Consider the following 24,663-nt stretch of genomic DNA (forward strand, 5'->3'; position numbering starts at 1 on the left):
ATCGTGAACATCCCGACTTGTGCTGGCATATTCGATTTGCTCCACCCTACGGTCCGCGTCGGAGGTGGTTCACATGATCGAACCCAGCAAGCACCAGCCCGGGCCCCGGGCGCAGCACGACGCGATCGATGTCAGCGACTTCGTCTACGCGGCCACCGGAGCGCGCGTCCGGAGGCTGACCATGCCCGACGGGACGCACTGGTTCCCGGCGGTGGACGTCTGCAAGCGACTGGGGCACACCAACACGCAGAAGGCTCTCGCCGACCATGTCCCGGAAGGCCAGCGAGAGATTCTCGAGACCCTAACTGGAGGTTACGGTCTCAGCATTCCCGCAGGTAGAGAGTGGCGCCGAGACCTGAATGTGTTGTCTCTGCAAGGTCTCGTGCTGCTCGTCAACGCCTGCACCAAGCCCGCCTGCGCCCCCTTCAAGCAGTGGGTCGCCGAGGTGATCGAGACCGTGCAGCGAGAGGGTTCCTACACGCTGCAGGAGGCCGAGGTGCAGCCTCTCGGCCCGGGCGCGCCGATCGCGTACGCGATGCCGGAGCAGGTCGCGGAGGCCATCGTCCGGCTGGAGGCGCACAACCTCCAGATGGACGAGGACCTGGCGGCGACGCAGCGCGAATCGCTCGCGGTGCAGAAGGAGTTGCTCGCCACGCAGCGCGAAGCGCTGGACATGCAGCGGGAGACCCTCGCCGTCCAGCGGGAAACCCTGGAAGTGCAGCGGGAGACCCTCGGCATGCACCGGGAGACCCTCGTCGTCCAGCGGGAAACTCTCGCCGTCCAACGGGAGATGCTGGATCTGCAGCGAGCCGGGCTCGTCGCGCAGCAGGTCATCGCGCAGGCCATGGAACGCATCGCCAACCGGCTCGACGTGCTGTCGCTGGACCGTCCGGCGCCGATCGCCGCGCTTTCCGCGCACCCGACCACCGAGGCCGTACTGGCCGACTGGCGGCAGCGGCTGTCCGTGACCTCGGACGTGTGGGCGGTCGCGGTGGTGATCGCGCCGGTTCTGGTGGAGCACGGTGAGCTGCGTCAGCCGCTCGCGTCGATCGCGGCCCGCACCGGGCTGCCGGTCCAGCGGGTCAACGAATGCCTGCGTCTGCTGCGCAAGCACGCCTGCATCCACCCCATGGGCGGCAGCACGGACGGGGAGCCGGTGTACGTGCTCAAGCGTCCCTGAACGGAATGAGAGAAGGGGCGGCCGCAATCAGAAGTTGCGGCCGTCCCTTCGTGTCTCAACCTACCGCTCTCAAGCCGTCAGGCCCAGGTGATCAGCCTCTTCGGCTGCTCCAGGACGGCCGCCACGTCGGCGAGCACCTTGGAGCCCAGCTCGCCGTCCACCAGACGGTGGTCGAAACTCAGCGCGAGCGTGGTGACCTGGCGGGGCTTCACCTTGCCCTTGTGCACCCACGGCTGGAGCTTGATCGCGCCGACCGCGAGGATCGCGGACTCGCCGGGGTTGAGGATCGGCGTGCCGGTGTCGACGCCGAAGACGCCGACGTTGGTGATGGTCACCGTGCCGCCCTGCATGGCGGCGGGGGACGTCTTGCCCTCCCTCGCCGTCGCGACCAGTTCGCCCAGGGACTCGGCCAGTTGCGGGAGCGTCTTGGCGTGCGCGTCCTTGACGTTCGGGACGATCAGCCCGCGCGGGGTGGCCGCGGCGATGCCCAGGTTGACGTAGTGCTTGACCACGATCTCCTGCGCCGTCTCGTCCCAGGACGCGTTGACCTCCGGGTTGCGCTTGATGGCGACCAGCAGGGCCTTGGCGATCAGCAGGAGCGGGTTGACCCGCAGGCCCTGCATGTCCTTGTCCTGCTTGAGCTCCTCGACGAGCTTCATCGTGCGCGTCACGTCGACCGTCACGAACTCCGTGACGTGCGGCGCGGTGAACGCCGAGCCCACCATGGCCTGCGCGGTGGCCTTGCGGACGCCCTTGACCGGGACGCGGGTCTCACGCGTGGTGTCGTACGACGCCGCTGCCACGGCCTGGGGGGCGGGCGGCGCCGCGGTGACCTGCTCGGGGACGGGCGCCGGCTGCGGAGGGGCCGCCTGGGCGGGGGCCGCCGCCGCGTGGACGTCCTCGCGGGTGATGATGCCGTCCGGGCCGGACGGGACCACCGTCGTGAGGTCCACTCCGAGGTCCTTGGCCAGCTTGCGCACCGGCGGCTTCGCCAGCGGGCGTTCCTTCACGGCCGCGGGCGTGCTGCCGTGGCCGTTCAGCTCCGCCTGCACGGCGGCGGCTGCCGGGGACTTGCGCGGGCGGCGCTTGGTGGAGGACGCGGCCACGCCGTATCCGACGAGCACCGGCTGACGGCCGGAGCCGCCTTCCGGCTTGGCCTCGGCCGGCTTCTCCGGGACCTGGGCCGGAGCCTCGGCCCGGGCAGGGGCCTCGGTCGGCGCCGGGGCCTGCGCGGGCGCGGCGCCGCCGGACACGTCCACCGCGATGATCGACATGCCCACGTCGACCGTGGTGCCCTCGGGGAAGTGCAGCTCGCGGACCACGCCGTCGTAGGGGATGGGCAGTTCGACGGCGGCCTTGGCCGTCTCGACCTCGCACACCACCTGACCGTCCGTCACCGTGTCCCCGGGCTGGACGTACCACTTGAGGATCTCGGCCTCGGTGAGTCCCTCGCCCACGTCGGGCATCTTGAACTCGCGTACGGACGCTTCCGTCATCGTCGTCACGACCCTCTCCTCAGTACGCCAGGGCACGGTCGACGGCGTCGAGCACCCGGTCCAGACCCGGCAGGTACTCCTCCTCCAGGCGCGCCGGCGGGTACGGGGCGTGGTAGCCGCCGACCCGGAGCACCGGGGCCTCCAGGTGGTAGAAGCAGCGTTCGGTGATCCGGGCGGCGATCTCCGCGCCCGAGCCGAAGAACACCGGCGCCTCGTGGACGACGACCAGACGACGGGTCTTCTCCACGGAGGCCTGGACGGCGTCGAAGTCCAGCGGGGAGACCGAGCGCAGGTCCAGGACCTCCAGGCTCCTGCCCTCCTCGGCGGCCGCGTCGGCGACCTCCTGGCAGAGCTTGACCATCGGCCCGTAGGCGACCAGCGTCAGGTCGGAGCCCTCGCGCACCACGCGCGCTTTGTGCAGCGGGCCGGGGATGGCCTCGGGGTCGACCTCGCCCTTGTCCCAGTAGCGCCGCTTGGGCTCGAAGAAGATCACCGGGTCGTCGCTCTGGATGGCCTGCTGCATCATCCAGTAGGCGTCGCCGGCGTTCGACGGGGAGACGATCTTCAGTCCCGAGACATGCGCGAAGAGCGCTTCGGGGGACTCGGAGTGGTGCTCGACCGCGCCGATGCCGCCGCCGTAGGGGATGCGGACGACGACCGGCAGCTTGACCTTGCCCAGGGAGCGGGCGTGCATCTTGGCCAGCTGGGTGACGATCTGGTCGTAGGCCGGGAAGACGAAGCCGTCGAACTGGATCTCCACCACCGGGCGGTAGCCGCGCAGGGCCAGGCCGATGGCGGTGCCGACGATGCCGGACTCGGCGAGGGGGGTGTCGATGACACGGGACTCCCCGAAGTCCTTCTGCAGTCCGTCCGTCACCCGGAAGACGCCGCCGAGCTTGCCGACGTCCTCTCCCATCACCAGGACCTTGGGGTCCGCTTCGAGGGCCTTGCGCAGCGACTCGTTGATCGCCTTGGCCAGGGCCATCTTCTCCGCCATGTCAGTTTCCCCCCTCGCCCGCGGCGAAGCCGTTGTCGGACTCAGTCGCGAACGACGCCTGGTAGGCGGCGAACTGGGCCCTCTCCTCGTCGACGAGCGCGTGCCCGTCCGCGTAGACGTTCTCGAAGATGGCGAAGTGGTCCGGGTCCGGCATGGCGCGGACCGCTTCGCGCACTCGCCTGCCCAACGCCTCGCTCTCGGCCTCGAGTTCCGCGAAGAATCCCTCGTCCGTGTGGTTCGAGGCCTCGAGGTGCCGGCGCAGACGCAGGATCGGGTCCTTCGCCTCCCAGGCGGCCCGCTCGTCGTCGTGGCGGTAGCGGGTGGGGTCGTCGGAGGTGGTGTGGGCGCCCATGCGGTACGTGTACGCCTCGATGAGCGTGGGGCCCTCGCCGCGGCGGGCCCGCTCCAGGGCCCACTCGGTGACCGCGAGGCAGGCCAGGACGTCGTTGCCGTCGACGCGGACGCCCGGGAAGCCGAAGCCCTGGGCGCGCTGGTAGAGCGGGACGCGGGTCTGCTTCTCGGTCGGCTCGGAGATCGCCCACTGGTTGTTCTGGCAGAAGAACACGACGGGGGCGTTGTAGACCGCGGAGAAGGTGAACGATTCGGCGACGTCTCCCTGGCTGGAGGCGCCGTCGCCGAAGTAGGCGATGACCGCGCTGTCCGCGCCGTCCTTGGCCACGCCCATCGCGTAGCCCGTCGCGTGCAGCGTCTGGGAGCCGATGACGATCGTGTAGAGGTGGAAGTTGTTGCCGTTGGGGTCCCAGCCGCCGTTGTTCACACCGCGGAACATGCCGAGCAGGTTGGTCGGGTCGACGCCGCGGCACCAGGCGACGCCGTGCTCGCGGTAGGTCGGGAAGACGTAGTCGTCGTCGCGCAGGGCCCGGCCGGAGCCGATCTGGGCGGCCTCCTGGCCGAGCAGCGAGGCCCACAGGCCCAGCTCGCCCTGGCGCTGCAGGGAGGTGGCCTCGGCGTCGAAGCGGCGGGTGAGGACCATGTCGCGGTAGAGACCGCGGAGGCGCTCGGGGGTGATGCCGGCGACGTACTGGTCGTACTCGGCGTTCTTGACGCGCTTGCCCTCCGGCGTCAGCAACTGCACGAGCTCCGGCTCGGCGCCCCGGTCGGCGGTGGTGCGGGTGGTACGGGTGGTGCGCTTGGTGCCGGTGGCCTTGGCCGCCGCGGCGCGGGGGGCGCCCGCCGCCTCGGTGCCGGTGGCGCCGGCCTTGCTTCCGGCGCTGCGTCGCGGCTTGCGCGCGGCAGTGCTCTCCACGGTCACGTGTGCTCCTCCGTCGGTCCGGCCCCCGGGGTTGCCGGGTGGCCAGTGCGGCTCACCTGCATTCCGGCACCCGGGCACGGGGTGGGTGCCACTCGGCCGGAACAGGCGTGACAGGTTGCCCCGGCGAGCGCCCTGCAAGCCTCACGTTACCCAGTGCGACACATTTCTGTGAAACCCCACCTGACCTGCGTTTTTGCTTGGATATCCAAGTAAAATCGGCAAAGTCGGGAAGGACCCTGGTCACAGCCTCGCAGGAGGCCGGAGCAACGGCACGTTATCCCGCGCACCCTGGCTGCGGGAAGAGTTCGCGTGCGAGTCCCGCCCGGGACGCGACAAGGAGGAATTCAGCTTTTCGGCCGGGCGCGCGCACGGACGCGGCGACGCGCGCGGGCGCACGGAGCAGACGCGCGCCCCCCTGCGCGCGGGTCGGCGGCCCCTGTGATCGTGAACCCGACCGCCGGGGACCGCTCGGGACACTCGGTGACGCTCTGCGACAAGGCGCAGCTCAGAACCCTTCGGGGCCGGAACCGCCACGCGCGTGTGAGGCCCTGGCGGTTCAGGGCCTCACACGCGCGTGAGGGACGAGGAGTGAGGTGGCGAGCCGGGCCCGGTCAGCCGCCGGCGCCGAGGGTGGTGGCGCCCACCGCGCCTTCGGTGGCCCCGCCGTCCGCACCGCCGCTGGCGTCGCCGGTCCCGCCGTCGGCGGTGCCGGGGTCGGTGGTCGGCGGGTTCGACGGCTCCGGGCTCGCCGGGTCGCTCGTCACCGTCTTCGACGGCTCCGGCGACGGGTCACTGGTCTCGGGCTCGGACGGCGTGAACGACGGCTGCCGCGACGGCGTCCAGTAGGACCCTCCGTCAGAACCGTTGTCGTTCTCCGTGGGATCGGTGCTCGGCGCCTCGCTCTGTTCCTCGCTCTGCGACGCGCTGGGCGACTGCTGAGGGGCTGACTGCGAGGCGGGCGGCGACTGCGGGGGCTTGTCGCCGCCGCCCTTGGTGCCGGTGTTGTTCAGCGCCAGGGCCACGCCGCCGGCGATCGCGATCACCGCGAGGACGGCGAGGATCCACAGCTTGCCGCGGCCGCTGCCCCTGTTGCCGTGTCCCTCGAAGCCGCCTTCGTCGCCGTTGCCGTACCCCTGGGGCAGGATCGGCTGGGGGATCTGCGAGGTGCTGGGGCCCCCGCCGCCGGGCGCCATCACCGTGGTGCTCGCGAAGGCCGCCGCGGCGCCCGCGCCGGCCGCGGCGTCGACCGGGCCGGTGTTCCAGGTGCCGGTGTGGCCGCCCTGGTCGTACAGCATCTGCAGGGCGTACTGGACCGTGCCGCGCATCTCCTCCGCGGTCTGGAAACGGTCGTCGGGCTCCTTGGCGAGGGACCGCATGACGAGGCCGTCGAGCTCCGGCGGGCAGGCGCCGTCCGAACTCCGCGACGGCGGCACCGGGATGTCCTGCACATGCTGGTAGACCACCGAGAGCGGCGTCTCGCCGGTGAACGGCGGGCGCAGCGCGAGCAGTTCGTACAGCAGGCAGCCGGTGGCGTACAGGTCGGAGCGGTGGTCGACGGCCTTGCCGAGCGCCTGCTCCGGGGAGAGGTACTGCGGCGTGCCCATGACCATGCCGGTCTGCGTCATCGTCGTGGACGCGCCGTGCAGGGCGCGGGCGATGCCGAAGTCCATCACCTTCACCGCGCCGTTGTGCGTGATGATGACGTTGGCCGGCTTGATGTCGCGGTGCACGATGCCGTGCTGGTGCGAGTACGCCAGCGCCTCCAGGACGCCGGAGACGATGATCAGGGCCTGCTCGGGGCCCGGGGCTTCGGCGTTGAGCAGCAGGTCGCGGATGGTCCGGCCCTCGACCAGCTCCATCACGATGTACGGCACGCTCTGGCCGCCCACCACATCCTCGCCGGAGTCGTACACGGCGACGATCGCGTGGTGGTTCAATCCGGCCACCGACTGGGCCTCGCGCGTGAAGCGCGCCTTGGACACCGGGTCCTCGGCGAGGTCGGCGCGCAGCAGCTTCACGGCGACGGTGCGCCCGAGGCGCACGTCCTCGGCTGCGAACACTTCCGCCATGCCGCCCCGGCCGAGTCTGCCGGTCAGCCGGTACCGGCCGTCCCCGACAAGTCCGCCGTTGCCCCACAACTCCGGCGCATCTGACATACCGCCGCCAGTCGCCTCGGGGTCGGACGGGCCCTGGGCGCGCTGCTGCTGTGCCATCAGTCCTCGCCGTCGTTTCTGCCCGCGGTGCGCGCGGTGTTGTTACGGTCTCCGTCGGCCACGCTACAGCCTCAGCGCAAGCCGCCGGTCCGGGATGAGCCCCGCCGTCGACCGGAGACGGACCGGTCATCAAACCTGCTTTCCGTACCCACGTGCAAATTGTGTGTACCGGGCGTACGCCCGCTGTAACGCTTGCGCGACGCTTCTTTCGCGTACGGTCACGGAACGGGCACCGAGCTTGACGTGTCAGTGCCCTCGGGCAGACTTGGCCGGGAATAGCACTTTCGATCAACAGTGAGCCACGGCGAGCAGGGCGCCCGGGGGCCTTACGGGGGACGCAGAAGATGAGCCAGGACGGCGCACAGGGCCGGTATGCGGGGCGGGCGCTCGCCGGCGGCCGCTATCAGCTGCGCGACTTGCTCGGCGAGGGCGGTATGGCCTCTGTGCACCTCGCCTACGACTCCGTGCTCGACCGCCAGGTCGCGATCAAGACACTCCACACCGAACTCGGTCGCGAACAGGCCTTCCGTGAGCGCTTCCGCCGCGAGGCCCAGGCAGTGGCCAAGCTCACGCACACCAACATCGTCTCCGTCTTCGACACCGGCGAGGACGACCTCGACGGCCTGACCACGCCTTACATCGTCATGGAGTACGTCGAGGGCCGCCCGCTCGGCTCCGTGCTCGACGAGGACGTGCGGCGGCAGGGCGCGATGCCCGCCGACAAGGCGCTGAAGGTCACCGCGGACGTGCTGGCCGCCCTGGAGATCAGCCACGAGATGGGGCTGGTCCACCGCGACATCAAGCCCGGCAACGTGATGATGACCAAGCGCGGCGTCGTCAAGGTGATGGACTTCGGCATCGCGCGCGCCATGCAGTCCGGCGTCACCTCCATGACGCAGACCGGCATGGTCGTCGGCACCCCGCAGTACCTCTCGCCCGAGCAGGCCCTCGGCCGTGGCGTGGACGCCCGCTCCGACCTGTACTCCGTCGGCATCATGCTCTTCCAACTGGTCACCGGGCGGCTTCCGTTCGACGCGGACTCACCGCTGGCGATCGCCTACGCGCATGTGCAGGAGGAGCCGGTGGCCCCCTCCTCCATCAACCGGGCGCTGCCGCCCGCCGTCGACGCGCTCGTCGCCCGCGCGCTGAAGAAGAACCCCAACGACCGCTTCCCCACCGCCGTCGCCATGCGCGACGAGTGCCTGCGCGTCGCGGCCTCCTTCCAGGCCGCCCCGCCCAGCATCGTCGCGGGCACGCCCGCCCAGAGCGGCTCGGGCGTCGGCTCCGCGGTGTTCCCTCCGGTCGGCCAGACCCTGCCGCCGCCCGTGGGGAACGTCCAGACGCCGTACCAGCCGACCCCGACGCCCAACCCGTACGGCACGCCCTCGACGCCCCCGCCGTCCTACGGCTACCCGCAGCAGGGCGGCTACCAGACGCCCGCCCCGCCCTACGGCGCCCACCAGCAGGGGCCGCACACCCCGCCCGCGTACAACATCGCCCCGCAGCACCCGACGGCCGTGGGAGCGGGCGGCGGCCGCAAGGGCGGCAAGGGCGTGGTCATCGGCTCGACGATCGTCGCCCTGGTGGTCGCGGGCTCCCTGATCGGCAGCCTGGCGACGAACGGCGACAGCGACGACCGCCCGACCGGCAAAGAGGGTACGGGCGGCTCCAGCGTCACGGCCTCACCGACGAAGGCGGCCGACCACCGCGGTCCCGACACCTCCAAGACGATCGACCCGTCCGAGTGCTCCGAACCGCAGGAGTCCTACAACGACCCCGACAAGATCAGGGTGCCGGACTTCCAGTTCAAGTACGTCAAGTCGGTCAAGGAGTGCTTCCAGGCCGCCGGCTGGAAGATCAAGATCAAGACGGTCGACGAGAACACCTACGGCGAGGGCGCGGTCATGGACCAGTTCCCCTCCGCGGGCACGGACGTCGACCCGAAGAACATGCCCGAGATCGAGCTGAGCGTCTCCTCGGGGAACCCGCCCGCCTGACGCGGACCGCGCGTGTCGACACGACGAGGGCCCGGCGCCGGTGCGCCGGGCCCTGCTGTGTCCGTGTGTGTCCTGCTGCCTGTTCTGCGGATACCGATACGGTCCTACAGGTACGGACCGCCCGAGCGGCCGCCCGTGCGCGGGTCGTCGCCGCCCTCGTTGCCGCTCAGGCCCGGCGGCAGCGCGCGGCGCATCTGCTCCAACTGCGCCCGCGCGGCCATCTGCTGGGCGAACAGCGTGGTCTGGATGCCGTGGAAGAGGCCCTCCAGCCAGCCCACCAACTGAGCCTGTGCGATCCGCAGTTCCGCGTCGCTCGGGGTGGCGTCCTCGTTGAACGGCAGGGAGAGCCGCTCCAGTTCCTCCACGAGTTCCGGCGCCAGGCCGTCCTCCAGCTCCTTCACCGAGCTCGCGTGGATCTCCTTCAGCCGGGCGCGGCTGGCCTCGTCCAGAGGCGCCACGCGCACCTCCTCGAGAAGCTGCTTGATCATGCTGCCGATCCGCATGACCTTCGCCGGCTGCTCGACCTGCTCCGTCACCGGGATCTCACGGGAGTCGTCGTCCGTGTCGGCGCCGCCGAGCGCCATCCCGTCCTGACCCACGACCAGGATCCTCTGGGCGTTCTCCGACGACCTATCGTTCCTCGGCATCTCCATGCGGTCCATTCTCTCGCACCGGCACACCTCATCACCGTGGTGCCCCCGGAGACGGCTGATCCACCGTTTTCGTTCCGTCTCCGTTCGGAGCAGTCCGCCATGCGTCTTGTGTGTGGATATGTGAGTGTTGTGGCTACTTTTCTGGCGGCTTGAACACCGGGAGGGGGTCACGGTCGTGACTCCATGGCGACGGGGGTTGTGCACAGCGGGGGCCGCGCTGCTCGCGGCCGGCGGGTCGCTGTACGGCGGCTGCGCGGCGCACGCGACGGGATCCTCGCACGGCAGCGGCTCGTCGTACGTCTCCGTGACGGCGACCGGCTCGCCCTCGGCGTCTCCCAGCGCGCCCGACCGGGCCGGCAGCCGGGCCGGGGAAGGCCGCGTGCGGCCCGGTCGGAGCCTGGGGACCGGCCCGGGGGACGAGGACGGGTACGCCGACCCGGACGGCGCGCAGGACGAGGAGGGTGACGGCGAGGGCGACCGGACCGAGGAGCCTGACGGCGCTGTGCAGCCGCCCCGAGAGGCGGGGTTCGTGCCGTCGGCCTCGCCGCAGGCCGCCGGTGCCCAGGAGCAGCCCGTCGGGCGCATGCTGCGCATCCTGCCGCTCGGCAGCGGACTGCTCCTCATCGGGCTCGGCTGCGGTCTCGCCTTCTTCGGCCTGCGCCTGCGACGCAGCTGAGACACGGGGGCCACCCGCTCCGCGGGGCTTCTGCCTAGCGGGAGGCGGTGAGCAGCACCTTGCCGACGTGGCCGCTCTCCTCGACGATCCGGTGGGCGGCCGCCGCTTCGCTCATCGGGAGCGCGCGGTCCACCACGGGGCGGACGCCCCCTGCGGCCAGCAGCGGCCACACGTTCTCGCGGACGGCCGCGACGATCGCCGCCTTCTCCTCCAGCGGACGGGCCCGCAGCGAGGTCGCGCTGATCGCGGCGCGCTTGGTGAGCAGCGCGCCGATGTTCAGCTCGCCCTTGGCGCCGCCCTGCATGCCGATGATCGCGAGGCGGCCGTTGACGGCGAGGGCGCGGACATTGCGCTCCAGGTACTTCGCGCCCATGTTGTCGAGGATGACGTCGGCGCCCGCACCGCCCGTGGCCTTCTCGATCTCTTCGACGAAGTCCTGCTCTCGGTAGTTGATCAGGATGTCCGCGCCCAGTTCGGCGCACCGCTCCAGCTTCTCCGGGGTGCCCGCCGTGACGGCTGCCTTCGCTCCGACGGCCTTGGCCAACTGGACGGCCATGGTGCCGATGCCGCTGGAGCCGCCGTGCACGAGCAGCGTCTCGCCCGGGCGCAGATGAGCGATCATGAAGACGTTCGACCAGACGGTGCAGGTCACCTCGGGAAGCGCGGCGGCCGTCCGCAGGTCGACCCCGTCGGGCACGGGCAGCAGCTGCCCCGCCGGGACGACCACCTTCTCGGCGTAGCCCCCGCCCGCGAGCAGGGCGCACACCTCGTCGCCCACGGCCCAGCCGGAGACGCCCGGGCCCAGGGCGGCGACACGGCCGGAGCACTCGAGGCCGGGGTAGGGCGACGCGCCGGGCGGCGGGTTGTAGAAGCCCTGCCGCTGCAGGATGTCGGCGCGGTTGACGGCGCTGGCCGCCACCTCGACCAGGACCTCGCCCTCGCCGGGCACGGGATCGGGGACCTCGTCCCACACCAGCGCCTCGGGACCACCAGGTTCGGGAATCGTGATCGCATACATGAGAGGGACGCTACTCCTCCGCTCACGCGATCTCAGAGGCGTGGCGACGCCGGGCGCTCCGGGGGCACCCGCACGATCGTCACCAGACGGTCGGTCAGCTCCAGAACACCCACGGCCGGATCGTCGTAGGCCAGGATCCGATGGCCGCGGACGACGCTCACCACCAGATCGTCCGTCTCCCGAGGGCTGCGCCCCGACTCGGCCTTGGTGACCGGGCGCTCCACGATGTCGAGGCCGCTGCCCTGCCGCATCAGATCGTCCATGATCACTCCGGCCGCCGGGCTGAGCACGGACAGCCCCATCAGACGTCCGGCGGCACCGGCGCTCGTGATGACCTCGTCGGCGCCGGACTGCTTCAGCAGCGGGGCGTTCTCCTCCTCGCGCGCCGCGGCCACGATCTTCGCCCGGGGGTTGAGCTGGCGGGCGGTCAGCACGACAAGGACCGCCGTGTCGTCCCGATCGGTGGCGATGATGATCCGCCCCGCCCGGTGCACCTCGGCCTTGCGCAGCACATCGCTGCGGGTCGCGTCGCCGACCACGCCCTCGTAGCCCTCGGCCGTCGCCGCCGCGATCGCCCTCGCTCCGGGGTCGATCACCACGACCTGCTCCTTCCGCAGCCCCGCCGCGCAGGCGGTCCGGATCGCGGACCGTCCCTTCGTGCCGAAGCCGACGACGACAGTGTGGTCGCGCAAGGGGACCTCCGGAATGCTGGGCGAGCCTGCGGGAACGGGTGTTGCTGGGTGACGGGCGTGGGTCCGCCGGGAACCATGGTGCCCACCGATCGAACCACCACACAGGGGGCACGCGTTGCGAGACCACGAACGACAGCCGGCCACGACGAGCCGGCTCTCCCTCTTCAAGTCGCTGTGGCATCGCCGCTCACGCCTCGAGGCCCGCGACGACGCGGAGGCGGGCCGCTCCATCACCATGCCGGTGCACAGTGGCCTCCCCCCGCTCCAGCAGGTGCTGCGCCGCCTCGCGCTGGCCCTGCTCGTCCTGTTCGTCACGACGTTGATCGTCTACGCCGACCACGACGGCTACAACGACAACTCCGACGGCCAGGTCGACTTCCTCGACGCGGCCTACTACGCCACCGTGACCCTCTCCACCACCGGCTACGGCGACATCACGCCCGTCGGTGACGCGGCCCGGCTCATCAACATCCTCGTCATCACCCCGCTGCGCGTGCTGTTCCTGATCATCCTGGTCGGCACCACGCTCGAAGTGCTCACCGAGCGGACCCGGCAGCAGGTCCGCGTCCATCGCTGGCGCACCCGCACCCGTGACCACGTCGTGGTCGTCGGCTACGGCACCAAGGGCCGGCACGCCGTGGAAACGCTCGTCGGACAGGGCATCCCCAAAGAGCGCATCGTCGTGGTGGACGCCCAGCGCAAGGCCGCCCACGCCGCCGGCGACGACGGGCTGGTGTCGGTGACCGGGGACGCCACCCGCCAGGAGACCCTCCTCAAGGCCGAAGTCCCCCATGCGGCCCGCGTGATCGTGGCCCCGCAGCGGGACGAGACCGCCGCGCTGGTCACCCTCACCGCCCGGCAGCTGAACCGGCGCGCCACGATCGTCACCGCCGCCCGCGAGGACGAGAACGTGCCGCTGCTCAAGCAGAGCGGCGCGGACACCGTCGTCACCAGCTCCAGCTCCGCCGGCCGACTGCTCGGGGTCTCCATGGTCAGTCCCGCTGTGGCCAGGACCCTGGAAGACCTGATGACCCTCGGCAGCGGCCTTGACCTCATCGAACGCTCCGTCACCCAGCACGAAGCGGGGAAGAATCCGCGCGACTGCAAGAACCTGATCGTGGCCGTTCTGCGCGGCAAGGAACTCCTCGACTACGCCGACCCACGGCTCACGGAACTGCGCCAAGGAGACCGTGTGATCACGGTCAGCCGGGCGGTGGTCACCGAGCAGACCTGAGGCGCGGCTGGGCGGTGGCAGGGTGCCACGGTTTCACGTGAAACAAGGCTGGCGCCGGCCGGGACAGCCCCTCCCGACGTCCTGAGGGCTCGAAGCGTGCTGGATGCCCGGTCCGACATGTTTCACGTGAAACGACCCTGCGTCAGCTGAAGCAGGATGCGATGCCCGTCGCCCAGGGCAGATCGAGAAGCTCGACCTCCTGGCCGGCTCGCGCGCCGCCCTGCGGTACGACGACGAGGGCATCGGCCGCCGCGATGCCCCGCAACATCGCCGGACCGTTGTAGTGCAGCGGCACCGCATGGTCGCCCCGCAGGAACACCGGGACGATCCGGGTGTCGTACGGATGCCCGTGCACCGCCTCCCTCAGCGGCAGGGTGTACGGCTCCGACGCCGGGCGTCCGGCAAGGATGCGCAGCAGGGGCTCGGCGAGCGTGAGAAGGCCGGAGACGGCCGCCAAGGGGTTGCCGGGCAGGCCGACCAGGTGCTGGTCGGGCTTGGTGCGGGCCAGAAGCATCGGATGGCCGGGGCGCACCTGGACGCCGTCGACCAGGAGGTCGGCGCCGATGCGGCGCAGGACGGGGTGGACATGGTCGACGGGCCCCGCGGCCGTGCCGCCGGTGGTGACGATCAGGTCGGCCGGGGACGTCGTGAGGGCCTGGTGCAGGGCCTCCTCGTCGTCGCCGATCCTGCGCAGGGCCACGACCTCGGCGCCCAGGGCACGCAGCCACGGCGGGAGCATCGGTCCGAGCGCGTCCCTGATCAGACCGTCGTGCGGGCGGCCTTCGGTGAGCAACTCGTCGCCCAGGACGAGCACCTCGACACGGGGCCGGGGGACGGCGGCCAGCGTGTCGTAACCGGCGGCCGCGGCCAGTCCGAGGACGGCCGGGGTCACCACGGTCCCGTCAGGCAGCAACTGGTCACCGCTGCGGCACTCCTGGCCGCGCGGACGGATGTCCTGACCGTGCTGGACCTCCCGGGTCGGGTGCAGCCGCCCCTTCTCGTCGGTGCGGCCGTGCTCGCTGCGCAGTACAGCCGTGGCGCCCGCGGGGACCCTGGCCCCGGTGGCGATGCGGACGGCCTCGCCGTCGGCGAGGGCCGCGGGCTCGGCGTGCCCGGCGAGGACGCCCTCGTCCCGTACGGCCCAGGGGCCCGGTCCGGAGACCGCCCAGCCGTCCATGGCGGAGCTGTCGAAGGAGGGCAGGTCGGTGAGGGCGGTCAGCGGAGCGGCCAGGACGAGGCCGAGAGCGTCGTCGAGCGTGACGGAGACGGGTGTGCGGCGGGCGGCGACCGGGCGGGCGGCACGCGCGGCGATGGCGCGGGCCTGGGCCCAAGGGGTGGCGCCGTGACGGTCCTTGTGGGGTGGTGCCGGGGACGGGTCGGGCCCGTGAGAGGCGTTTCGGGCGCCCTGGTCGTCCCGGGGCCGGTGGGAACCCTCGGGCTTCCGGGAGCCACGGGGTGCGTGGGCGTCGCGGCTGTCACCGTGTCCGGTCGTCTCGTTCACGAGGGCGAGCACCTCCTCGACGTAGTCCTCGTCGAGGTCCTCCGTGTCCTGGCCGCCCGGGGTCCCGCGGGGGGTCATCCGGCGTCCGGGCGGGTGTCGGGCGTGGCGTCGGGGGCGACGTCGGGGCGGCCGCCGGAAGACGGTGAGTCGTCCGAGGGCGCGCCCGTGGACTCGTCGGCCCAGCGCACGGCCAGTTCTGCGGCCTTACGGGCGGCTTCGGCGACGGCTTGCGGACCGCCTCCGGCCCGGGCGGCGGCATAGCCGACCAGGAAGGTGGTCAGCGGGGCCGCCGGCCGGGCCACGCCGTGGGCGGCGTCCCGGGCGAGGTCGAGCAGGGCGCCGGTGTCGACGTCGAGATCGATGCCCAGCTCGTCCTTGACTGCGGAGATCCATTCATCCAACACGTGGCCATGCTCCCTGATGCGTGCTCTGGCGGTGGCGATGTCGTCCCAGGTGTCGCAGTCGAAGGACGCGACGGGGTCGGGGACGCGGGTGAGGTCGAGCCCGGCGGTCAGCCGGCGCAGGGGGAGGCCGGTGAGGCCGCCGCCCTTGCCGGTGTCCCCGGACGGCGGCCTGTCGCCGGCGGTCTCGTTCTGGGCGAGCGCGGTCAGTTCACGCCGGAGGGCGGCCGTGCGGTACGCGGCGACGAGCGGCTGGTCGCGGCCGTCGGCGTCGCTGAGCAGCACGCCGTCGGCGGCGCTCGCCGTGAGCGCGGCCAGCAACCGCCGCACGGTGTCCGGCCCGAGGAAGGGCAGGTCGGCGGAGAGGACGACGACGCGGTCGGCGGTGGTGTGGCGCAGTCCGGCGTCGAGCGCGGCGACCGGGCCCGCGCCGGGCGGGTCCTCGCGGGCCCACCGCACGGTGCGGGCGGTGGGCCGGGGATCGGCGACGACGACGGTCGTGCGCGCGCCGGCGCAGGCGGCGAGGACCCGGTCGAGCAGCGCACGGCCGCCCACCCGCACGCCGGGCTTGTCCGCGCCGCCGAGCCGACGGGCGCCACCGCCGGCGAGCACGACGGCGTCGTGCACGGGCGGCTCGGCGTCATGCACGGGCGGCTCGTTCGAGGTCACCCTCCGAGTATGCGCGGGGTCCTCGATCACGGGGAACGCGGGATGTCCCGCCCGTGGTCAGAGCGTGCGCAGCAGCACCGCCGGCTGTTCCACGCAGTCCGCCACATAGCGCAGGAAGCCGCCCGCCGTGCCGCCGTCGCACACCCGGTGGTCAAAGGTCAGCGACAGCTGTACGACCTGGCGCACCGCGAGCTCGCCCTCGTGAACCCATGGCTTGGGCATGATCCGGCCGACGCCCAGCATGGCCGCCTCGGGATGGTTGATGATCGGTGTGGAACCGTCGACGCCGAACACGCCGTAGTTGTTCAGCGTGAACGTCCCACCGGTGAGTTCGGCCGGGGTGAGGCCCCCGGCGCGGGCCGTCTCGGTCAGGCGGGCGAACTCCGCGGTGAGCCCCTCGGCGTCCCGGGCGTGGGCGTCGCGGACCACGGGGACGACGAGCCCCCGTTCGGTCTGCGCGGCGAACCCGAGGTGGACGTGGTCGAACCGGACGATCTCGCGCGCCTCCTGGTCGACCGTGGAGTTCAGCTCCGGGAACCGGGCCAGGGCGGCGGTGCAGATGCGGGCCAGCAGCGCGACGAGGGAGATCTTCGGACCGCCGGCCGCGTTCATGGCGGCCCGGGCCCGCATCAGCTCCGTCGCGTCGGCGTCCACCCAGCAGGTCGCGTCCGGGATCTCCCGCCGGCTGCGGGAGAGCTTGTCGGCGACGGCGCCGCGGATCCCCTTGAGCGGGACGCGGGTGCCGGCCCCGGCGGGCACGGGGGTGAGCGTGGGAGCCGGGGCAGGCATGGACGCGGGGGCCGGCGCGGGCGCGGGGGCCGCGTGCGATGTGCCGCGTTCCTGCGCGGTCCGCAGTGCGCCCTCCACATCGGCGCGCAGGATCAGGCCGTCGGGCCCCGAACCGGTCAGCTTCCGCAGGTCCAGGCCGTTCTCGCGGGCGAGGCGGCGAACGAGCGGCGAGATGACCGCCACCGGTCCGTCGGTCACCGTGGAGCCGCCTGCGGGACCGGAGGTCACCGGCTGGGAGGAAACAGCAGGCTGGGAGGGAGCAGCGGGACGAGCGGCGGCCGCGGTCGCGGGCTGGGCCGGCCGTACCCTGCGCCGACGCGCGGGCGCCTCCGAAGTGCCGTACCCGACCAGCACGTTGCCCGATCCCTCGGTCTGGTCGCCGGACGAGGGCGCGCCGACCGCCACCGTGATCAGCGGCGCGCCCACGGGCAGTTCGGCGCCCTCCTCGCCGAAGCGGGCGGTGACCACACCGCCGTAGGGACAGGGGACCTCGACCATCGCCTTGGCCGTCTCGACCTCGACGACCGGCTGGTCGACGGCGACGACGTCGCCGACCTGGACCAGCCAGCGCACGATCTCCGCCTCGGTGAGCCCCTCGCCGAGGTCGGGCAGCTTGAACTCCAGCACCTGTGCCATCAGTTCCCCGCCTCCCACTGCAGACGCGCCACCGCGTCCAGGACTCGGTCGACGCCGGGCAGGTGGTGGCGTTCCAGCATCGGCGGCGGGTAGGGGATGTCGAACCCGGCCACCCGCAGCACCGGCGCCTCCAGGTGGTGGAAGCAGCGCTCGGTGACCCGGGCCGCGATCTCGCCGCCCGGGCCCGCGAAGGAGCCCGACTCGTGGACGACGACCGCGCGACCGGTCCGTCGTACCGAGGCGCAGACCGTCTCGTCGTCGAACGGCACGAGGGAGCGCAGGTCGACGACTTCGAGGTCCCAGCCTTCGGCCTGTGCCGCCTCGGCGGCTTCGAGGCAGACCGGCACCGAGGGCCCGTAGGTGATGAGGGTGGCGCTCCGGCCCGTGCGCCGCACCACCGCGCGGCCGATGGGCTCGACGCCGGGCGGGTCCTCCGGGTTCCAGGTGTCCTTGGACCAGTACAGGCGCTTGGGTTCGAGGACGACGACCGGGTCGTCGGAGGCGATCGCGGCGCGCAGCAGGCCGTAGGCGTCGGCGACGGTGGCGGGCGTGACGACATGGAGCCCCGGAGTCGCCATGTAGTACGCCTCGGACGAGTCGCTGTGGTGCTCGACGCCGCCGATCCCTCCGCCGTAGGGGACGCGGACGGTGATCGGCAGGGGCATGCTGCCGCGGGTGCGGTTGCGCATCCGGGCGACATGGCTGATGAGCTGCTCGAACGCCGGGTAGGCGAAGGCGTCGAACTGCATCTCCACCACCGGCCGCAGGCCGTACATGGCCATGCCGACGGCGGTGCCGAGGATGCCGGCCTCGGCGAGCGGGGTGTCCGTGCAGCGGTCCTCGCCGAACTCCGCGGCGAGTCCGTCGGTGACCCGGAAGACGCCGCCGAGGGTGCCGACGTCCTCGCCGAGGACGTGCACGGTCGGGTCGGCGGCCATCGCGTCGCGCAACGCGCGCGTGAGGGCCTGCGCCATGGTGGCGGGTTTGACGGCGACGGTGGTCATCAGCGCGCCCCTTCCTCTTCCGCTTCCAGCTCGGCCCGCAGCAGGGCGCGCTGCTCGCGCAGTTGGGGAGTGGGCTCGGCGTACACGTGGTCGAACAGGTCCATCGGGTCCAGCGCCGCGTCCTGGTTCATGCGGGCACGCAGGTCGGCCGCCATGGTCTCGGCGGCGTCCCGCGCGGACTGCCGGGTCTCCTCGTCGAGCAGCCCCCGCGCGGTCAGTTCGCGTTCCAGCAGCAGGATCGGGTCGTGTTCGCGCCACGTCTCGACCTCGGCGTCGCCGCGGTAGCGGGTCGCGTCGTCGGCGTTGGTGTGGGCGTCGATGCGGTAGGTCACCGCCTCGACGAGGGTCGGGCCGCCGCCCGCGCGCGCGGTGCGCACGGCCTCGCCGAGCACCTCGTGGACCGCGGCGGCGTCGTTGCCGTCGACCAGCCGGCCCGGCATGCCGTACCCGACGGCTTTGTGGGCCAGGGAGGGGGCGGCGGTCTGCTTGGCGAGCGGCACGGAGATCGCGAAACCGTTGTTCTGGACCAGGAAGACGACCGGCGCCTGCCAGACGGCGGCGAAGTTCAGCGCCTCGTGGAAGTCCCCCTCGCTGGTGCCGCCGTCGCCGACCATGGCGAGGGCCACCACGTCGTCGCCCTTGAGGCGGGCGGCGTGCGCGAGGCCCACCGCGTGCGGGAGCTGGGTGGCGAGGGGGGTGCACAGCGGCGCCACGCGATGCTCGTGGGGGTCGTAGCCGGTGTGCCAGTCGCCGCGCAGCAGGGTCAGCGCCTCGACGGGGTCCACGCCGCGGGCGACGGCCGCGAGGGTGTCGCGGTAGCTGGGGAAGAGCCAGTCCCGTTCCTCCAGCACGAGCGCCGCGGCGACCTCGCAGGCCTCCTGGCCGGTGCTGGAGGGGTAGACGGCGAGACGGCCCTGCTTGGTGAGGGCGGTGGCCTGCACGTTGTAGCGGCGGCCCCGCACGAGCTGCGCGTAGAGGCGGAGCAGCAGCTCCGGGGCGGTCCGCGCGGCCGCTTCCGTGCCGAGAACGCGGTAGGGATCGGCGTCGGGCAGCAGCGGCACCGGGTCGGTGCGGGGCTGCCAGGCGGGCGGCGGGGTAGGCCGGTACGCGCCCCGCTGCTCCATGACCGTCATGACGGCACCTCCTGAAAGGAGTGGCTACGCAGGCGCATCGGCTGTGAGGCGCCTCACCTACCGATTGTTCGGTCGTCGGCACATTTTGGCTACTGGCCCCCTCAGGCTGTGGACAAACGGTTCTCCACAGCCTGCAATGAACGCAGTACGTCCACGGCGAAGAGGCGGGGGGACATGACACCTGAACAAATGGCCGACGGCCAGGAGAGCGCCGTCCCGCCGCGACCGGACGGCTCCGTCCCGTTGCCGCCGCCCCGCCCCCTCGACACGATCGACCAGGACATCCTGCAGATGCTCCAGGCGGACGGCCGCGCGTCCGTACGGTCGGTCGCCGAGCGCGTGCACGTCTCCCGCGCCAACGCCTACGCGCGCATCAACCGGCTCGTCGAGGACGGCGTCATCCGTGGTTTCGGCGCGCGCGTGGACCACGAACGCGCCGGGCACGGCACGTCCGCCTACATCACGCTGAAGATCGTCCAGAACTCCTGGCGCACGGTGCGCGAGCAGCTCAGGCAGCTGCCCGGGGCCTCCCACATCGCCCTGGTGGGCGGTGACTTCGACGTGCTGCTCCTCGTCCACACACCGGACAACAGGGCGCTGCGCGAAGTGGTGCTCACCCGGCTCCAGGCGATCCCCGAGGTGCTCAGCACGCGCACGCTCCTGGTCTTCGAGGAGGAGGACCTGGAACCGCAGACCCGCCCCGCCCCAGGCGGCCAGGGCACGCCCCGGCAGGACGCGTGACGCCGACCCCGCGTCATCTCCCGCCCGCCGGGCCCCGCTCCGCATCGGCTCGCGTCGGTAGAGCCCCGCTCCGGGCCGACTCCCGGCGGTCAATTTCGCCCAGGCAACCTTCCGGCGGTCAGACCCCGCTCCGGGGAGCCTCCCGGCGGTCAGACCTCGCTTCCGGTCCGCGCCCCGCGCTCAACCGCACTTCCGGCCCGCCCCGGCCAGACCCCGCTCCGAGCCGACTCCCGGCGGTCCAACCCGCTCGGAGCCGACTCCCGGCCATCAGCCCCTCGTCCGGCCCGCTTCCCGCGGTCAGCCTCCGCTTCCGGCCTGCTTCCCGCGGTCAGCCCCCGCCCCGCTCCGTGCCCCGCCGTCAGACCCCGTTCCGGTCCCGGTCCTGTCGCAGTCCCGAGAACACCAGCCGGGCCACCGCTTCCGCCACCTCGCGTTCGCCCGAGCCTCGGCCGTCCGGGCGGTACCACTCGACGATCGAGTTGATCATCCCGAAGACCAGCCGCGTCGCGAGCCGGACCTCCACATCGCCCCGTACGTCACCGTCGGCGGCGGCCGCCTTCAGCAGTTCGGCGACCCGGTGGTCGAAGTCCCGCCGCCGCTCCAGCGCCCACCGCTCGGTGTCGGTGTTGCCGCGCACACGCAGCAGCAGCGTCACATAGGGCAGCTCGGTTATGAGCACCTCGACCATGCGCCGCACCACGTACTCCAGGCGCCCGGCGGCGCGCCCCACGCGCGCGTGCTCCTCGTCGAGGATCGAGAACAGGCCGTCCAGCGCCCGGCTCACCGCGCGGCGCAGCAGCTCCTCCTTGCCGGCGACGTGGTGGTAGATCGACGACTTGGAGATGCCGGCCGCCCGGGACAGGTGCTCCATGGAGGTGCCGTCGTAGCCGCGCTCGTTGAAGACCTGCACGGCGACCGACAGCAGGGTCTCCGGGGTGTACGTGTCGCGTTTGACCGTGGTCATGAGCTTCCCCTCCGCGTGTCGGCGGCGTGTCCGTGGCGGTACAGCGCGAGGGACGGCGCGTAGCGGCCGGAGGGCTCGCGCAGGTGCAGCTCCTCCAGCAGGTCGTGCGCCCAGACCCGGCCGAGCCTGCGGCTCCACTCGAAGGGGCCGAGCGGGTAGTTCACGCCGAGGCGCATCGCGGTGTCGATGTCCTCCTCGGTGGCCACGCCCTTGGCGACGGCGTCGTGCGCGAGGTCGACGATCCGCGCGACCGTGCGGGCGACGATCATGCCGGGGACGTCGCCGATGACGCTGACGTCCTTGCCGAGCGCCTGGAACAGGCCGATCGCCTCGGACAGGGCCTGCGGCGAGGTGTCCTGGGACGCGGACAGGGCGATCCGGGTGGCCTTGCGGTAGTCCAGGGCCAGGTCGAAGTAGACGACGTCGCGGAACTCCACGGACGTCTGCCCGTCGGCGAGCGCCAGCGCGCCGTCGCTGGGCAGGACCAGCCGGGTGCCGTGGTCCTCTTCCTCCTCGCGGACCTGGATGCCCGCCTCGCGGATCATCCCCAGCAGCTCCGAGGCGGGCCCCAGATCCCCCTCGGCGACGACGTAGGCGGGCGGCCGGTGCTTCTCCGCGGTGTGCGGCTCGGGGCGCTCGGCGCCGTCGCGGTGGTCGTACCAGCCCTGGCCGGTCTTGCGGCCGAGGCGGCCTGACTCGACGAGCCGGCGCTGGGCGAGCGAGGGGGTGAACCGCGCGTCCTGGAAGAAGGATTGCCAGACGGAGTGCGTGACGGACTCGTTGACGTCCTGGCCGATCAGGTCGGTCAGCTCGAACGCGCCCATCTTGAAGCCGCCGGACTCGCGCAGGACGGCGTCGATGGTGGCCGGGTCGGCGCCCTGCGCCTCGTAGACCGCGAACGCCTCGGCGTAGTAGGGCCGCGCGATGCGGTTGACGATGAAGCCGGGGGTGTCGGCGCAGGCGACGGGTGTCTTGCCCCAGGCGCGGGCCGTCTCGTACGCGCGTGTGGCGGACGTGACGTCGGTGGCGAAGCCGGAGACGACCTCGACCAGCGGCAGCAGCGGCGCGGGGTTGAAGAAGTGCAGGCCCACGAGGCGGCCCGGATTGCGCAGGGCGCCGCCGACGGCCGTCACCGACAGGGACGAGGTGTTGGTGGCGAGCAGGCAGTCGTCGCCGACGACGTCCTCCAGCGCGCGGAACAGCTCCTGCTTGACGTCCAGGCGCTCCAGGACGGCCTCGACGACCAGGGCGCAGTCAGCGAGCTGGGCCAGGTCGTCCACGGGCGTGAGGCGGGCGCGGGCGGCGTCCCGGTCGGCGGCGGTGAGCCGGTCCTTCTCGACGAGCCGGTCCAGCCGGGCGCAGATCGCGCCGGCGGCCTCCCGGGCCCGACCGGGGAGGGCGTCGTACAGCCGTACGGGATGGCCCGCGACCAGCGCGACCTGGGCGATGCCCTGACCCATGGTGCCCGTGCCGACGACGGCCACGGGGCTGCTGAGGTCGAGTGCTGTCATGTGCGCGATCCTCCCGCACGGCGTTGTCCACAGATGCGGCGGACCCCCTTGTCCCGACCGATCGTTCGGTTACTCTAACTCTGACCGTCCGTTCCTGTCCCTGCTTCGCAGGGTTTCCGTCCAGGTCCTGAGCTCGACGACGAGCTCTCACGACGAGGAGTTGGTCCCCCATGGCCGCCGAACTCACCGCACACGATCTGATCGCCAAGCACCGGCCCACCCTCGACCAGGCCCTGGAAGCGATCCGCACCCGCGCGTACTGGTCGCCGCACCCGGAGCACCCCAAGGCCTACGGGGAGAACGGCAGTCTGGACGCGGCGGCCGGCAAGGCGGCCTTCGACGCCCTCCTGGGCACCCGCCTCGACCTCGGCCAGCCCGGCACGGACGACTGGGTCGGCGGCGAGGTCTCCCCGTACGGCGTGGAGCTGGGCGTGACGTACCCGCACGCGGACATCGACGTGCTGCTGCCCGCCATGAAGGCCGGACAGCGCGCCTGGCGGGACGCGGGAGCGGAGATCCGCGCGGCGGTCTGCCTGGAGATCCTCAAGCGGATCAGCGACCGCACCCACGAGTTCGCCCACGCGGTCATGCACACCTCCGGCCAGGCGTTCATGATGGCGTTCCAGGCGGGCGGCCCCCACGCGCAGGACCGCGGCCTGGAGGCCGTGGCGTACGCGTACGTGGAGCAGGTCCGCACGCCGGACACCGCGGAGTGGACGAAGCCCCAGGGCAAGCGGGAACCGCTCGCCCTCACCAAGCAGTTCACCCCGGTCCCGCGCGGCATCGCGCTGATGATCGGCTGCAACACCTTCCCCACGTGGAACGGCTACCCGGGCCTGTTCGCCTCCCTGGCCACCGGCAACGCGGTCCTGGTCAAGCCGCACCCGCGCGCGGTGCTGCCGCTGGCGCTGACCGTGGGCGTCGCGCGCGAGGTGCTCGCCGAGGCGGGCTTCGCCGCCGACCTGGTCGCGCTCGCCGCCGAGCGGCCCGGCGAGGGCATCGCGAAGACGCTGGCCACGCGGCCCGAGATCAGGATCATCGACTACACCGGATCGACCTCCTTCGGCGACTGGCTCGAGGCCAACGCCCGCCAGGCGGAGGTCTACACGGAGAAGGCCGGCGTCAACACCGTCCTCGTGGAGTCGACCGGCGACTACAAGGGCATGCTCGCCAACCTGGCGTTCTCGCTGTCCCTGTACAGCGGCCAGATGTGCACCACCCCGCAGAACCTGCTGATCCCGCGGGACGGCATCCGCACCGACCAGGGCCACAAGACCTTCGACGAGGTCGTCGCCGACCTCGCGCGCGCGGTCGACGGACTCCTGGGCGACGACGCCCGGGCCAACGCCCTGCTGGGCGCCATCGTCAACCCCGACGTCAAGGCCCGCCTGGAGGCCGCGGCGAGCCTGGGTGAGGTGGCGCTCGCCTCCCGCGAGGTCGCCAACCCGGAGTTCCCCGACGCTGTCGTGCGCACCCCCGTGATCGTCAAGCTGGACGGCGCGCGCAAGTTCTGGGAGGGCGCGGACGACGAGCCCGCCTACCTGAGCGAGTGCTTCGGGCCGGTCTCCTTCGCCGTCGCCGTCGACTCCGCCGCTGACGCCCTGGACCTGCTGCGGCGCACCGTCCGCGAGAAGGGCGCGATGACGGTCGGCGCGTACACCACCGACGAGGAGGTCGAGCAGGGCATCCAGGAGGTCTGCCTGGAGGAGGCAGCCCAGCTGTCCCTGAACCTCACCGGCGGGGTCTACGTCAACCAGACGGCCGCGTTCTCCGACTTCCACGGCTCGGGCGGCAACCCGGCGGCCAACGCCGCACTGTGCGACGGGGCCTTCGTGGCCAACCGCTTCCGGATCGTCGAGGTGCGCAGGGAGGCCTGAGCAGCCCC

General features: G+C 72.2%; 19 protein-coding genes and 1 pseudogene. 6 read left to right on the forward strand and 14 right to left on the reverse strand.

Translation table 11 applies throughout. From position 1 onward, the window contains the following. Positions 1 to 73: 73 nt before the first annotated feature. Positions 74 to 1,180 (forward strand): Bro-N domain-containing protein, encoded by a 1,107-nt coding sequence (locus tag EV567_RS12010; protein ID WP_130439029.1) that lies wholly within the window; start codon positions 74 to 76, stop codon positions 1,178 to 1,180. A gap of 77 nt (positions 1,181 to 1,257) precedes the next feature. Here EV567_RS12010 and EV567_RS12015 read toward each other — a convergent pair whose 3' ends face one another. From EV567_RS12015 to EV567_RS12030, 4 genes are all read right to left on the reverse strand, one after another. Then, positions 1,258 to 2,685: a dihydrolipoamide acetyltransferase family protein gene (locus EV567_RS12015; RefSeq protein ID WP_130439031.1), complete on the reverse strand. Its 1,428-nt coding sequence runs from the start codon at positions 2,683 to 2,685 to the stop codon at positions 1,258 to 1,260. A gap of 10 nt (positions 2,686 to 2,695) precedes the next feature. Continuing rightward, positions 2,696 to 3,673 (reverse strand): alpha-ketoacid dehydrogenase subunit beta, encoded by a 978-nt coding sequence (locus EV567_RS12020; RefSeq protein WP_130439033.1) that lies wholly within the window; start codon positions 3,671 to 3,673, stop codon positions 2,696 to 2,698. 1 nt (position 3,674) lies between these two features. Then, positions 3,675 to 4,946 (reverse strand): pyruvate dehydrogenase (acetyl-transferring) E1 component subunit alpha, encoded by a 1,272-nt coding sequence (gene pdhA, locus EV567_RS12025; protein WP_130439035.1) that lies wholly within the window; start codon positions 4,944 to 4,946, stop codon positions 3,675 to 3,677. Between the two features lie 611 nt (positions 4,947 to 5,557). Beyond that, on the reverse strand, positions 5,558 to 7,159 hold the full coding sequence (locus tag EV567_RS12030; RefSeq protein WP_130439037.1) for a protein kinase domain-containing protein: 1,602 nt from the start codon (positions 7,157 to 7,159) through the stop codon (positions 5,558 to 5,560). 344 nt (positions 7,160 to 7,503) lie between these two features. Between EV567_RS12030 and EV567_RS12035 the strand changes: the two genes are divergently transcribed. Continuing rightward, positions 7,504 to 9,156: a protein kinase domain-containing protein gene (locus EV567_RS12035; RefSeq protein ID WP_130439039.1), complete on the forward strand. Its 1,653-nt coding sequence runs from the start codon at positions 7,504 to 7,506 to the stop codon at positions 9,154 to 9,156. A gap of 104 nt (positions 9,157 to 9,260) precedes the next feature. Here the strand turns inward: EV567_RS12035 and EV567_RS12040 are convergent, their stop codons facing one another. Further along, positions 9,261 to 9,809 (reverse strand): bacterial proteasome activator family protein, encoded by a 549-nt coding sequence (locus EV567_RS12040; RefSeq protein WP_130439041.1) that lies wholly within the window; start codon positions 9,807 to 9,809, stop codon positions 9,261 to 9,263. Between the two features lie 175 nt (positions 9,810 to 9,984). Here EV567_RS12040 and EV567_RS12045 point away from each other — a divergent pair, with 175 nt between their 5' ends. Continuing rightward, positions 9,985 to 10,485, forward strand: a complete 501-nt coding sequence (locus EV567_RS12045) for a hypothetical protein (protein ID WP_130439043.1) — start codon at positions 9,985 to 9,987, stop codon at positions 10,483 to 10,485. Positions 10,486 to 10,519: 34 nt separating this feature from the next. On the opposite strand, the gene EV567_RS12050 is transcribed toward EV567_RS12045, so the two are convergent. Further along, positions 10,520 to 11,503 carry an NAD(P)H-quinone oxidoreductase gene (locus EV567_RS12050; protein WP_130439045.1) on the reverse strand — a complete coding sequence of 328 codons (984 nt, stop codon included), beginning with the start codon at positions 11,501 to 11,503 and terminating at the stop codon, positions 10,520 to 10,522. Positions 11,504 to 11,535: 32 nt separating this feature from the next. Beyond that, positions 11,536 to 12,195 (reverse strand): annotated as a pseudogene (locus EV567_RS12055) (potassium channel family protein); the annotation flags it as partial. Between the two features lie 235 nt (positions 12,196 to 12,430). On the opposite strand from EV567_RS12055, the gene EV567_RS12060 reads away from it, so the two are divergent. Further along, positions 12,431 to 13,429, forward strand: coding sequence for a potassium channel family protein (locus tag EV567_RS12060; RefSeq protein ID WP_130439566.1), 999 nt, complete (start codon positions 12,431 to 12,433; stop codon positions 13,427 to 13,429). Positions 13,430 to 13,571: 142 nt separating this feature from the next. Here the strand turns inward: EV567_RS12060 and EV567_RS12065 are convergent, their stop codons facing one another. From EV567_RS12065 to pdhA (EV567_RS12085), 5 genes are read right to left on the reverse strand one after another with little or no spacing between them, the layout of a single operon-like run. Further along, complete coding sequence (locus EV567_RS12065) at positions 13,572 to 15,008, reverse strand: molybdopterin molybdotransferase MoeA (protein WP_130439049.1); 1,437 nt, start codon at positions 15,006 to 15,008, stop codon at positions 13,572 to 13,574. Continuing rightward, positions 15,005 to 16,000 (reverse strand): NTP transferase domain-containing protein, encoded by a 996-nt coding sequence (locus EV567_RS12070; RefSeq protein ID WP_242620772.1) that lies wholly within the window; start codon positions 15,998 to 16,000, stop codon positions 15,005 to 15,007. Before EV567_RS12070 ends, EV567_RS12065 begins: the two co-directional genes overlap by 4 nt. A gap of 57 nt (positions 16,001 to 16,057) precedes the next feature. Then, a complete protein-coding gene (locus tag EV567_RS12075; protein ID WP_130439051.1) occupies positions 16,058 to 17,425 on the reverse strand; it encodes a dihydrolipoamide acetyltransferase family protein in 1,368 nt (455 codons plus the stop codon). Beyond that, the gene (locus tag EV567_RS12080; protein ID WP_130439053.1) at positions 17,425 to 18,429 is read right to left on the reverse strand and encodes an alpha-ketoacid dehydrogenase subunit beta; all 1,005 of its coding nucleotides are present in this window, start codon (positions 18,427 to 18,429) and stop codon (positions 17,425 to 17,427) included. The genes EV567_RS12075 and EV567_RS12080 overlap by 1 nt, the downstream gene beginning before the upstream one ends. Further along, on the reverse strand, positions 18,429 to 19,562 hold the full coding sequence (gene pdhA / locus EV567_RS12085) for a pyruvate dehydrogenase (acetyl-transferring) E1 component subunit alpha (protein WP_130439055.1): 1,134 nt from the start codon (positions 19,560 to 19,562) through the stop codon (positions 18,429 to 18,431). Before pdhA (EV567_RS12085) ends, EV567_RS12080 begins: the two co-directional genes overlap by 1 nt. Positions 19,563 to 19,736: 174 nt before the next feature. Here pdhA (EV567_RS12085) and EV567_RS12090 point away from each other — a divergent pair, with 174 nt between their 5' ends. Beyond that, positions 19,737 to 20,303 carry an Lrp/AsnC family transcriptional regulator gene (locus tag EV567_RS12090; protein ID WP_207228747.1) on the forward strand — a complete coding sequence of 189 codons (567 nt, stop codon included), beginning with the start codon at positions 19,737 to 19,739 and terminating at the stop codon, positions 20,301 to 20,303. A gap of 358 nt (positions 20,304 to 20,661) precedes the next feature. Here the strand turns inward: EV567_RS12090 and EV567_RS12095 are convergent, their stop codons facing one another. Further along, positions 20,662 to 21,267: a TetR/AcrR family transcriptional regulator gene (locus EV567_RS12095; protein WP_130439057.1), complete on the reverse strand. Its 606-nt coding sequence runs from the start codon at positions 21,265 to 21,267 to the stop codon at positions 20,662 to 20,664. Next, positions 21,264 to 22,778 carry a 3-hydroxyacyl-CoA dehydrogenase gene (locus EV567_RS12100; protein ID WP_130439059.1) on the reverse strand — a complete coding sequence of 505 codons (1,515 nt, stop codon included), beginning with the start codon at positions 22,776 to 22,778 and terminating at the stop codon, positions 21,264 to 21,266. Before EV567_RS12100 ends, EV567_RS12095 begins: the two co-directional genes overlap by 4 nt. A 170-nt stretch (positions 22,779 to 22,948) precedes the next feature. Here EV567_RS12100 and paaN point away from each other — a divergent pair, with 170 nt between their 5' ends. Beyond that, entirely contained in the window at positions 22,949 to 24,655 is a 1,707-nt protein-coding gene (paaN, locus tag EV567_RS12105; RefSeq protein ID WP_130439061.1) for a phenylacetic acid degradation protein PaaN, read from the forward strand. Positions 24,656 to 24,663: the final 8 nt, after the last annotated feature.

The sequence above is a fragment of the Streptomyces sp. BK239 genome (assembly GCF_004217285.1).
In the GTDB taxonomy this organism is placed as follows: Bacteria; Actinomycetota; Actinomycetes; order Streptomycetales; family Streptomycetaceae; genus Streptomyces.

Excerpts from the sequence above, each read along its gene's own strand:
- EV567_RS12010 (WP_130439029.1), top strand. The coding sequence starts at position 74 with ATGATCGAACCCAGCAAGCACCAGCCCGGGCCCCGGGCGCAGCACGAC.
- EV567_RS12020 (WP_130439033.1), bottom strand. The coding sequence starts at position 3,673 with ATGGCGGAGAAGATGGCCCTGGCCAAGGCGATCAACGAGTCGCTGCGC.
- EV567_RS12030 (WP_130439037.1), bottom strand. The coding sequence starts at position 7,159 with ATGGCACAGCAGCAGCGCGCCCAGGGCCCGTCCGACCCCGAGGCGACT.
- EV567_RS12035 (WP_130439039.1), top strand. The coding sequence starts at position 7,504 with ATGAGCCAGGACGGCGCACAGGGCCGGTATGCGGGGCGGGCGCTCGCC.
- EV567_RS12040 (WP_130439041.1), bottom strand. The coding sequence starts at position 9,809 with ATGGAGATGCCGAGGAACGATAGGTCGTCGGAGAACGCCCAGAGGATC.
- EV567_RS12050 (WP_130439045.1), bottom strand. The coding sequence starts at position 11,503 with ATGTATGCGATCACGATTCCCGAACCTGGTGGTCCCGAGGCGCTGGTG.
- EV567_RS12060 (WP_130439566.1), top strand. The coding sequence starts at position 12,431 with ATGCCGGTGCACAGTGGCCTCCCCCCGCTCCAGCAGGTGCTGCGCCGC.
- EV567_RS12065 (WP_130439049.1), bottom strand. The coding sequence starts at position 15,008 with ATGACCCCCCGCGGGACCCCGGGCGGCCAGGACACGGAGGACCTCGAC.
- EV567_RS12075 (WP_130439051.1), bottom strand. The coding sequence starts at position 17,425 with ATGGCACAGGTGCTGGAGTTCAAGCTGCCCGACCTCGGCGAGGGGCTC.
- EV567_RS12080 (WP_130439053.1), bottom strand. The coding sequence starts at position 18,429 with ATGACCACCGTCGCCGTCAAACCCGCCACCATGGCGCAGGCCCTCACG.
- pdhA (WP_130439055.1), bottom strand. The coding sequence starts at position 19,562 with ATGACGGTCATGGAGCAGCGGGGCGCGTACCGGCCTACCCCGCCGCCC.
- EV567_RS12090 (WP_207228747.1), top strand. The coding sequence starts at position 19,737 with ATGACACCTGAACAAATGGCCGACGGCCAGGAGAGCGCCGTCCCGCCG.
- EV567_RS12095 (WP_130439057.1), bottom strand. The coding sequence starts at position 21,267 with ATGACCACGGTCAAACGCGACACGTACACCCCGGAGACCCTGCTGTCG.
- EV567_RS12100 (WP_130439059.1), bottom strand. The coding sequence starts at position 22,778 with ATGACAGCACTCGACCTCAGCAGCCCCGTGGCCGTCGTCGGCACGGGC.
- paaN (WP_130439061.1), top strand. The coding sequence starts at position 22,949 with ATGGCCGCCGAACTCACCGCACACGATCTGATCGCCAAGCACCGGCCC.